Annotated in this window: 9 protein-coding genes and 1 pseudogene; 7 read left to right on the top strand and 3 right to left on the bottom strand. The window is 42.6% G+C overall.

Features of this window, described 5'->3' with window-relative positions:
- Positions 1 to 319: 319 nt before the first annotated feature.
- Positions 320 to 1,375 carry an aromatic ring-hydroxylating dioxygenase subunit alpha gene (locus tag LAY41_RS30335; RefSeq protein ID WP_249106235.1) on the bottom strand — a complete coding sequence of 352 codons (1,056 nt, stop codon included), beginning with the start codon at positions 1,373 to 1,375 and terminating at the stop codon, positions 320 to 322.
- Positions 1,376 to 1,645: 270 nt separating this feature from the next.
- A complete protein-coding gene (locus LAY41_RS30330) occupies positions 1,646 to 3,592 on the bottom strand; it encodes an FAD-dependent oxidoreductase (protein ID WP_249106233.1) in 1,947 nt (648 codons plus the stop codon).
- 26 nt (positions 3,593 to 3,618) lie between these two features.
- Here LAY41_RS30330 and LAY41_RS30325 point away from each other — a divergent pair, with 26 nt between their 5' ends.
- On the top strand, positions 3,619 to 4,392 hold the full coding sequence (locus LAY41_RS30325) for an ABC transporter permease (RefSeq protein ID WP_249106230.1): 774 nt from the start codon (positions 3,619 to 3,621) through the stop codon (positions 4,390 to 4,392).
- Between the two features lie 235 nt (positions 4,393 to 4,627).
- Positions 4,628 to 5,500, top strand: a complete 873-nt coding sequence (locus LAY41_RS30320; RefSeq protein ID WP_275974479.1) for an ABC transporter ATP-binding protein — start codon at positions 4,628 to 4,630, stop codon at positions 5,498 to 5,500.
- 40 nt (positions 5,501 to 5,540) lie between these two features.
- On the opposite strand, the gene LAY41_RS30315 is transcribed toward LAY41_RS30320, so the two are convergent.
- Entirely contained in the window at positions 5,541 to 6,194 is a 654-nt protein-coding gene (locus tag LAY41_RS30315) for a Uma2 family endonuclease (protein WP_249106224.1), read from the bottom strand.
- A gap of 214 nt (positions 6,195 to 6,408) precedes the next feature.
- Here LAY41_RS30315 and LAY41_RS32940 point away from each other — a divergent pair.
- The 5 genes and pseudogenes from LAY41_RS32940 to LAY41_RS30295 all read left to right on the top strand — a co-directional run.
- Positions 6,409 to 6,480: pseudogene (locus tag LAY41_RS32940) on the top strand (4-Cys prefix domain-containing protein); the annotation flags it as partial.
- 9 nt (positions 6,481 to 6,489) lie between these two features.
- Positions 6,490 to 7,968 carry a serine/threonine-protein kinase gene (locus LAY41_RS30310; protein ID WP_249106222.1) on the top strand — a complete coding sequence of 493 codons (1,479 nt, stop codon included), beginning with the start codon at positions 6,490 to 6,492 and terminating at the stop codon, positions 7,966 to 7,968.
- The gene (locus LAY41_RS30305) at positions 7,940 to 8,263 is read left to right on the top strand and encodes a helix-turn-helix domain-containing transcriptional regulator (RefSeq protein ID WP_249106220.1); all 324 of its coding nucleotides are present in this window, start codon (positions 7,940 to 7,942) and stop codon (positions 8,261 to 8,263) included. The genes LAY41_RS30310 and LAY41_RS30305 overlap by 29 nt, the downstream gene beginning before the upstream one ends.
- A gap of 15 nt (positions 8,264 to 8,278) precedes the next feature.
- A complete protein-coding gene (locus tag LAY41_RS30300) occupies positions 8,279 to 8,545 on the top strand; it encodes a hypothetical protein (protein WP_249106218.1) in 267 nt (88 codons plus the stop codon).
- Entirely contained in the window at positions 8,532 to 8,996 is a 465-nt protein-coding gene (locus tag LAY41_RS30295) for a DUF6334 family protein (RefSeq protein ID WP_249106217.1), read from the top strand. The genes LAY41_RS30300 and LAY41_RS30295 overlap by 14 nt, the downstream gene beginning before the upstream one ends.
- Positions 8,997 to 9,012 lie beyond the last annotated feature (16 nt).

Genomic DNA, 9,012 nt, shown 5'->3' with positions numbered 1-9,012 from the left:
CAACTGAATATGCTTTCATTAGCTTTGGCTACAAAATGATATTTTATTGTACCTCATTACAGCGCAAAGCGCTGTATTATACAGCATAAGTGTCCTGTCAGCAAAACACGCCCACACCCTAAAGGGTGGGGCTACACAAACAAAGCCTGCCTACGCAGGCTAAGATAAATTTTCGGAACAAAGACCGCCTGCGCGGTCTTTGTTCGTGTAGCCGCGCCTTGAGGCGTTAGGCTACACAAACAAAGCCTGCCTACGCAGGCTAAGATAAATTTTAGGAATTTAGACCGCCTGCGCGGTCTTTGTTCGTGTAGCCGCGCCTTTAGGCGTTAGGCTGCTGGTTTCTCATCAACCGCTGAACACTCACCAAAGATCGATTTAATTCATAATTTTTTCTTTCATTATTCTGCAAATAAGCCTGTTGTTCCTCCTCAATCATCTGCACATCCTGACGCACCAAACCATCGAGTAACTTTTGCGCCGCACCAAACAAACTATCTTTCACAAATCGACGAAACCACACAGGCAATTTGTGCAATCGCCAAAAGGCATTCAGCGATGTGAAATGAATCAGATAAGCGCGAGTTTCCGTCTCATTCACCGGACAAAGCAAACAGTAAATTTTAAAATCATTTCCCAATCTAGAAACCCAATGTGGATAAACGTAACTGACATCCAATGGTTCGGGATGCAGTCGTCGCAAACCTGGGAAAAATAATTGCGAAATTGACCAAATTTTATCTATTTTATAATAACTTTGCGCTTGATAATGAGCATCAACGCGGTTATCATCTTCCTCAATATCTTGAAGTACCGGATTTGCCCAAGCTTGCCAATCTTGATGCAAATGTCCGTGATACATATCCATCAGGTTTTCAATTAGATAGGAATAATGTGCTTTGCAGTGAATAACTGCAACAGTTGCAATATAATTGAGATGTTCCCATTCCGGTAATCCCAAATGAGATATCTTTTCAGATAAAGTATCATCGCCGGGAAATAGCCAGATAAAACCATCTTTCTCTTGGACGGGATATCGGCGAATCTGACAATTTGGTAATTTTTGATTATCTGCTAAGTAGGGGACTTCAGCGCATTCTCCTGTTGAGTTAAAACGCCATCCGTGATAAGCACATTCTAAGTTATCACCGATTACTTTACCGTGACTTAGTTTTACTTGGCGATGCGGACATCTATCTTCTAAAGCGTGAATTTTGCCTGCACTATCTCGGTAAATAACTATTGGTTGATGCCATAAGGTAATACCGAAAGGCTGGGTTTTCACTTCCTTGCTTTTGGCGACAACGTACCAGTGGTTTGGATTTATTGTTAGTTGACGGATATGGCGAGATTGGGTGATTGGGGAGAGGGAAGTCATAAGGGTAGCAATTTTATTCAAAGTTTATTTTTTTTAACCGCAGATGAAGACGGATGAACGCAGATGAACGCAGATAAGATAGGAAGGAAATCGATTGGGTGATTGGGGAGAGGGAAGTCATAAGGGTAGTAATTTTGTTGATAGTTTATTTTTTTTACCACAGATGAAGACAGATGAACACAGATAGGATAGGAATCTGCGTAAGTCGTATGATAGATATAGCATTACGGTTTTGCATATATTTTATCTGCGTTCATCTGCGGTTTAATTTCAAATCTTTAAAACGCCTTCGGGGTTGACGGAAAGTAATGGACGCCTCTGCAAACCTTCGCGATGCAGGATTTCGTTTGCTGCGAGTAAACCGCTGCTAATTGCGCGTTCCATTAAACCACAAGGGAAGGGCATTTTTACCCAATCTCCGGCAAACATTAGGTTGGGAATTTCTGTGCTGGTTTGGGGTCGTTCTGCATAACTATTTGGTGGATAACCTGAGAAGTTTTTCTGATTGACTAATTCGCGGTGTAGGATATTGGCTTCTTTGAGTTCTGGGACAATTTCATACAGTTCTTGCTGGAAGGTTGCAAGTAATGTTTCCTGGGTGGGGAATTCTTTCTCTTTGTAGCAATAAGCGTGTAATTCTACAACGCTACCTCCGGTTTTTTTTGCCCATGCGATGTATTGAGTTTGAATTTTGTGATAGAGGGTGATGCTGTCAGTGAGGCGATAACCGGAGAGGGAGGTAAACCAACTTTGTGACCATTCAAAGTCGCGATCGAACCAATATCGACAAACTGCAAACGGATCTGCTATACTTAAATGCTCTACTTGTGTTTTCAATTGGGGCGCGACATCGCCAGTCATCAATGTAAACAGGTGTTGAACTCCTGGTACATCAGCGGCGATGACGTAGTAGTCTGCTTGGATGGTTTCGGCGGATGCTTGTTGTGGCGAATTAATGACGGCGACTAATTGCGATCGATCTCCCTGACGCTGTAAAATCTTGTATCTAGGCAAATCTCGTTCTGCTGGCCCTTTGACCACCTTACCATCAGCATCGAAAACCGCACCGTGACAGGGACAGTGAAACTCCCCATCCGCTTGTTGCTTAACCGTACAACCTTGGTGAGTGCAACTCAGGGAAATCGCTTCAGCTTCCCCAGATTTAGCAGCAAAAACTTCATCGCCAGCACCAAAATATTCCATATTGTCATCAGCGATAACTTCGTTGCGACTCACCCAAAAAGGAACATCGCTGACAGCATTCCCTTGCTGATAACTCAATGAAGCAATCTTACCTTGGGAACAGTTAATTTCTCTAACAGTTGCACCTGTAATAATTTTACCACCCTTACTTTCAATTGACCTAGCAATTGGTTGCACCAAACTCGTCCCCATATCATCCTTCGTACCGTTGAAAGCTAGTCCTTCTGGATTGCCAAAAAAATAAAAGTGGAAAAACTGCATTAATTCCCCCACACTCATTTTATCTGGCGCATTTAAACTAGATTTCGCAAACGGGAGGAAGTAAAGGTCATACAATCCCCTTGGAAACTCCTTCTCAACCCATTCGGCAACTGATATATTATCAAGATTCTGGAAAGTCCTTTCAGTTTGGAAACCAGTAATTGCTCGAAAAACTTGCCAATGTTTCCACTTAGTAAGATTTATTCCCCAGCGCAAACGATTCGGAGATGCTATTGCCAAATCTACTATATTCCAGGGGAAAGCTGAATGGCTAGAGCGAAATACCTCTGGCTTATATTTGTCATCTCGATAAACAACTGAGTAGAATTTCAAATCTACAAAATTGTCTTTAATTCCCAATTCTGCAACTAAACTCTTGAGGTTGTAATACTGGGGAAAAAAGCCGTGAAACCCATGTTCCATCATAAAAGATTCACCGCCAAATTCGATAGGCCAACTGGCGATTTTGCCTCCCAACTGCGGCGCACGTTCTAAAAGCGTGACCGCGAAACCCCTTTGACTGAGTTCGTAGGCACAAGCTAACCCCGCCAACCCACCCCCAACAACTGCCACGCTAACGGGTCGATTAGCCAAGCGGGGCAAATCTAGGGTATCTTGCTGAAAGACAGTCGGCTTCGGCTTAGAGAATCGGGAGTATCCTACCATCCCGCTGACAGCACCGACACCGAACATCTTAAATAATGTGCGTCGGGAAATGGGCTGCGAAAGCGCGTACCTTGATAATTGATTCATGTATTATACTGTTGACTCCTCACACGATGAAATACTGGCGCGAAACGCTGGCTGTGGCACAGCGAATCTTGATTGAATTGTTGCGGCGGCGACGCAGCCTGGTTTTTTGGACTATTTTTCCAGTTTCTATCCTATTAATCAACGGCTTTATTGTGGCAGAACGCGCCCAACTGTCAATGGCTGAGGCGTTTGAATACGCTGCGCCCTCAACTTTGGTGGGTGCGGCGTTGTTTTTCAGCTGCCTGGGTGGTAGTGTAGCAACGGTGGTAGCAGAACGAGAACAGCAAACGCTCAAACGTCTGTTTATCTCGCCCTTGAGTGGAACTTCCTACTTTTTGGGCATTTTTGTTGCTCACACCTGTATTGGCATCGGTCAAACGCTACTGGTTTATACTATTGCGGCTTTTTGGGGCGCTAAGTTTCAAGGTTCTATCCTCCTGGGAGGAGTTATTATTTTACTAAGCATTATCTCGTATGTTGGTGTGGGATTTGTTCTCGGTACGCAATTTGCTCGTCGGACTGAGGATGTCAATGCTTTGGTGGCGGCTTTTGGGGTGCCTTTGTTAATTTTGGGGGGCGCGTTTGTGCCAAGTTTTGTTTTTCCTAAGACTCTATTGAATATAGCTAAATTTAATCCGGTTTACCACATGGTTAAAGCGCTTTCTGGAGTGTCTGATGAGGGAAAGAAATTTGCAGATATTGAGTTGCATTTCTGGTTTTTATATGTGTTTGCTATTTTGATGGTGGTGGCGGGATGGTTATCTTACCGGCGGATGTTGAGTGTGGAGAGGAGATTGTGATGTCTTCTTGCGAAAGGGCTAATTTTTTACCGCAGATGAAAGAAGATGAACGCAGATGAACGCAGATAAGATTTACTTTTGCAAAAGGTCTATTAGACCTCTCCAAAAAAGAATGTAGAGACGTTGCATGCAACGTCTCTACAAGGATTCTAGGTAACGCACCTTTAATTTCTGGAAATGTCTATTTCAAAGTTTATTTCCTCTATCTACTAAGGTTGTGCTGCATATCAAAAGGTTGAGTAAGTCTTTCGGCAAGCGACAAGTTCTTAATGATTTGACGCTGCACGTTCGACCGGGTGAAATTTACGGTTTGTTAGGGCCAAATGGTGCTGGAAAGACTACTACTATCAATATAATATGTAATTTGGTGAAGGAGGATAGGGGAGAAATTACGATTAATAAGCAACCTGTTTCTGAGGCTAGTAAGTCGCTGATTGGGGTAGCGCCGCAAGAGAATTTACTGTATAAAAGTCTCTCTTGTGCGGAAAATCTTGATTTTTTTGCTCGGATTTATGGGTTATCAAAGCAGCAGCGCTGGGAACAGGTACAAGTTTGTTTGGAGGCTGTTAATTTAGTAGATAGGGCTAAAAGTCCAGTGGAAACTCTCAGCGGTGGGATGAAACGGCGGTTGAATATTGCTGTGGCGTTGGTACATCTGCCGAAGTTGGTGATTTTGGATGAACCGACGACGGGTTTGGATATTGAGGCGCGTTATGACATTTGGGAGTTAATTCTGAATCTGAAAAAGCAGGGTATTACTGTTTTGTTGACTACTCATTTGTTGGATGAGGCTGAGCGACTTTGCGATAAAATAGGTATTATTAAAGATGGACGAATTGTGGTTGAGGGGAGTTTGTCTGCGTTGCGGGAGTTGATTCCGGCGCAGGAAGTCGTGGTGGTTAAAACGCTGGATGAGGAGGGTGCGATCGCACGCGCTTCCCAACTGGGCTTTACGCATCGACGCTATGGCAATGACCTAGCTTTTTGGCTACCGGAACCTTTAGAATTAAAGGAGATAATTGCCTGTTTTGATGGGATTGCTGTGGATGCGATCGCGCGATCGCCTGTGCGTTTGGAGCATATTTATGTGGAGGTGACACAAGGTTAAAATCTCCCTTCGCTGGTAGGGAAGGTTGGGGTGTTAGATTTTAATTGATAAGATTTCTTTGTTTTCTCACCCACTTACGAAACTCTCTCAGCGCCCGACTTGTCCCTATTGTCCGACTCATTTCCAGAAAACGAGAAATCTCCTCAATTATGGGAAAACTGGGAAAAGTGGGACTGGTTTGCAACTCCACATATTTTCCAGATTGCAGTAGGTAAATTTGGATTTTTCCGTTTTCATATCGCCAAATTTCCGGTACTCCCAATGCTTGATAGGCGCTAACTTGAGTTTTGGAAGTAACATCTACCTCAATAGCTAAATCTGGCGGTGGATCGACTGTTAAATCTAGGCGAGTTTTGCCAATCATTTGAGCATGGTTTTGAATATAAAAGCAGTTATCAGGCTCAATACCTGCTAGCATATCCTCTCGTTTGAAGGTTGTCGAGCCCAAGGATTCCCAATTGCGATCGCATTCATCTAGCAAAGCTTTCACTAAATCACCAATAATTACTTTGGCTTTTTCATGTTCTGGTAATGGCACCCTAATCTCCAAAGTTCCGTTAATATAAGCTAATCGAGAAGGTCGTTTTTCTCCCAACTCTTCTAAAATTGCCTCAAATTCCTGCCAATTCACATCATGGAATAACACTCGATGTCCAGGCGGTACGCCTAGTTGTCGCAGTTGCAGCGTTACCATTTGATTCTCCTAAATAATGTGTTTTAGCCATTGCCATTATCTTTGATATTAGCAATGTTGCGAAACCTCTCCCCCCTACCCCCCTCTCCTTGCAGGAGAGGGGGAATATGAGAATTTCTCCCCCTTCCCTCCCAGGGAAGGGGGTTGGGGGGTTAGGTTTTTCCCAATCCAGGGAAGAGTTAAGATAGATTCAATCTATCAATCTCTCGCCAGTATGAGCTATTGCCTCAATCCCAATTGCCCCAAACCGCAAAACCTACCAGGGACAGCTTTTTGCTTCAGTTGCGGTACTAAGTTGCTGCTGGACGATCGCTACCGCGCTACTGATTTTCTGGGTGCTGGCGGTATGGGCAGAAATTTCTTGGCGGTGGATGAAAAGACGCCCTCGAAAAAGCGCTGTGTGATTAAACAGTTTTCTCCCCATTCCAATATAGTTAGTAATCCCACAGCTTTTGCGAAAGCTATTGAACTATTTAACCGTGAAGCGGCAATGCTCGATCGACTAGGCGATGAGTCTCCCCAAATTCCACGCTTACTCGCATATTTGGAACAAGATAAAACCTTATATTTCGTGCAGGAATTCATCGACGGGCAGAATTTATTTCAGGAGTTGGAACAAAAGGGAACGTACAACGAAGCACAAACTTGCCAGTTATTAAAGGATTTGCTACCTCTATTGAAATTCATACATGAAAAAGGTGTAATTCACCGAGATATTAAGCCTGAAAATATTATGCGCCGCCAAAATGGTCAACTGGTGCTGATTGATTTTGGTATTTCAAAAAAATTGAGTGGAACGGTTAGTTCTTTAGGGACAACTGTGGGAACTTTGGGTTATGCACCACCGGAACAAATGACTCATGGTGTAGCTTATCCCGCAAGTGATATTTATGCTTTGGGTGTGACTTGTATTCATTTAATGACTAATATTTTTCCAGATAAACTGTTTTACACCCAGGAAAATCGGTGGTTATGGCGAGATGTTTTGACATCTAATAGAGTTGATATTAGTCAACAGTTAAGGCAAGTTTTAGAGAAAATGTTGGCCGCTGATGTGAGGCAAAGGTATAAATCAGTTGATGAGGTAGTGAAAGATTTGAATCCTCTAATGGTTGGGATTTGGTATGGCGAGTTTGATAATGCTCCTGCTAGTCTTACTATTACTCATCAATCAGGTAATTCGTTTAGTGGGGTTCTCACAGTTCAATATAGTAAAGGTCTTTCTCGTATCGAGATTAAAGGCGACCTTGACCACAAAACAAATAATCTGAATATAGGAGAAATCCGTGTATTATCAGAACCTAAGCGAGGAGTATGGGTACTAGGGAAAAACAAAGGGCAATTGTCATCAAATAAAAAACAAATATCTGGCACAGGGGAAGGCTACGGTTCATACTCTTGGTCATTTTCTAAAGCAGAAGTCAACGATGAAATTTGGTATGGCGAATTTGATAAAAAGGCAGCTAGTATGGTTTTACATCGTCGCTCAGATAACTCATTTGATGGAACTTTGACTGTCAAAGAGTGGCTAGGGCAAAATAAAATTGGAATCGAAGTTACTATCATCTCCAATCTTAATAAAATAAGAATAAAAGAGATATCCGTTCTTCCTGGGTCAGTAGGTTGGTGGACACTTGTAGAAAATAATGAAGGATTTTTATCCCCAGATGGCAAAAAAATGTCTGGTCATGGTAAAGGTAACAGTTCATATTCGTGGTCATTTTCTAAGGAATATTGGGCAGATTATGAAAAACGTGAAAACTCCAACAAGTAGAAGCTACCATGAGTTTCTGATTGAATCTCTGAAAAACCGCGAAGAAGCTGCTGGTTATATTGAAGTAGTGCTGGAAGAAGGAGGCGACCACCCAATATTATTACGAAAGGCAATTAGAAATGTAGTTGAGTCTTGGGCAAAAAGCGATCGCCTTACAGATTCAGCGAAACAGTTGCATGAAAAACTCGATCGAATGCTAACAGAAAGTAACGCTGCTGAAATTTACACTTTTATAGAATTACTGGATGCACTAGGTTTTCGAGTAGCGATTTCACCGAAAGAACCTCAAGCGTGATAACTAATACTATCAATGTCTGAACAAGAGGGAATTCAACTTACTCCAGGTGGTGAGAAAAAACTCGGCAATCTTGTTAACCTCAAAGATTACACTATTGCCGATGCCATTCGAGAACGTGGCGGCGGTCAAGGTCAGGTTAATCAGTTACGATCGGATTATCAAAATCTTAAAGTTGGTGAATTAGCTAATCTCGCTGCTGAAGGAGACGCTGACGCTGAAACTGCAATTAAAATACTCAAACAAGCAAGGAAAAAGAGAGAGAAATATGGCAACAGATGAATTTCCAATCGGACAACCTCTAACAGCAGTGTCAATACTAGAAGATAAAGAATTTTCTAGCAATGAACTCTGCCTGGATAAAATTCAATTATTCTTTCAACATACAACGGTTACGTTGCTACCAATTGCCGATACTGATGAAATAGAAATAATCCAAGAAACCACTAGCACACATTCTGCGGAAAATACACCATCTTGGTGTCAGCCTTTACTTGGTAAAAAGTTGATGACAGTTTGGATATGCGAAAATGACCAAGGTTATCGAGATCAAGTGATTTTCGCGTTCGAGTATATGCGTCCCAGCATTGCCTTTGTTGCCGAGGGTTCGGTTCTCAAAGCTTTTCGTCACCAAGCAATTTACCGTGTAAAATCTGAAACTCAGTTGCAGCATAGCCAAGTTGACGCGCCATCCCCACTCCAGCACAACCCTAGAACCGTCGAATCGCGGTAAACTGTTTTAACCAGCT

Origin of the sequence: Argonema galeatum A003/A1 (genome assembly GCF_023333595.1) — a bacterium.
Taxonomy (GTDB): Bacteria; Cyanobacteriota; Cyanobacteriia; order Cyanobacteriales; family Aerosakkonemataceae; genus Argonema; species Argonema galeatum.
The sequence above is the reverse complement of the archived record's forward strand: the minus strand, read 5'-3'. Positions and strand labels throughout refer to the sequence as shown.

What these genes read in the sequence shown, in the direction of transcription:
- LAY41_RS30335 (WP_249106235.1), bottom strand. Translation starts at nt 1,375, where the DNA reads ATGACTTCCCTCTCCCCAATCACCCAATCTCGCCATATCCGTCAACTA.
- LAY41_RS30330 (WP_249106233.1), bottom strand. Translation starts at nt 3,592, where the DNA reads ATGAATCAATTATCAAGGTACGCGCTTTCGCAGCCCATTTCCCGACGC.
- LAY41_RS30325 (WP_249106230.1), top strand. Translation starts at nt 3,619, where the DNA reads ATGAAATACTGGCGCGAAACGCTGGCTGTGGCACAGCGAATCTTGATT.
- LAY41_RS30315 (WP_249106224.1), bottom strand. Translation starts at nt 6,194, where the DNA reads ATGGTAACGCTGCAACTGCGACAACTAGGCGTACCGCCTGGACATCGA.
- LAY41_RS30305 (WP_249106220.1), top strand. Translation starts at nt 7,940, where the DNA reads ATGAAAAACGTGAAAACTCCAACAAGTAGAAGCTACCATGAGTTTCTG.
- LAY41_RS30300 (WP_249106218.1), top strand. Translation starts at nt 8,279, where the DNA reads ATGTCTGAACAAGAGGGAATTCAACTTACTCCAGGTGGTGAGAAAAAA.
- LAY41_RS30295 (WP_249106217.1), top strand. Translation starts at nt 8,532, where the DNA reads ATGGCAACAGATGAATTTCCAATCGGACAACCTCTAACAGCAGTGTCA.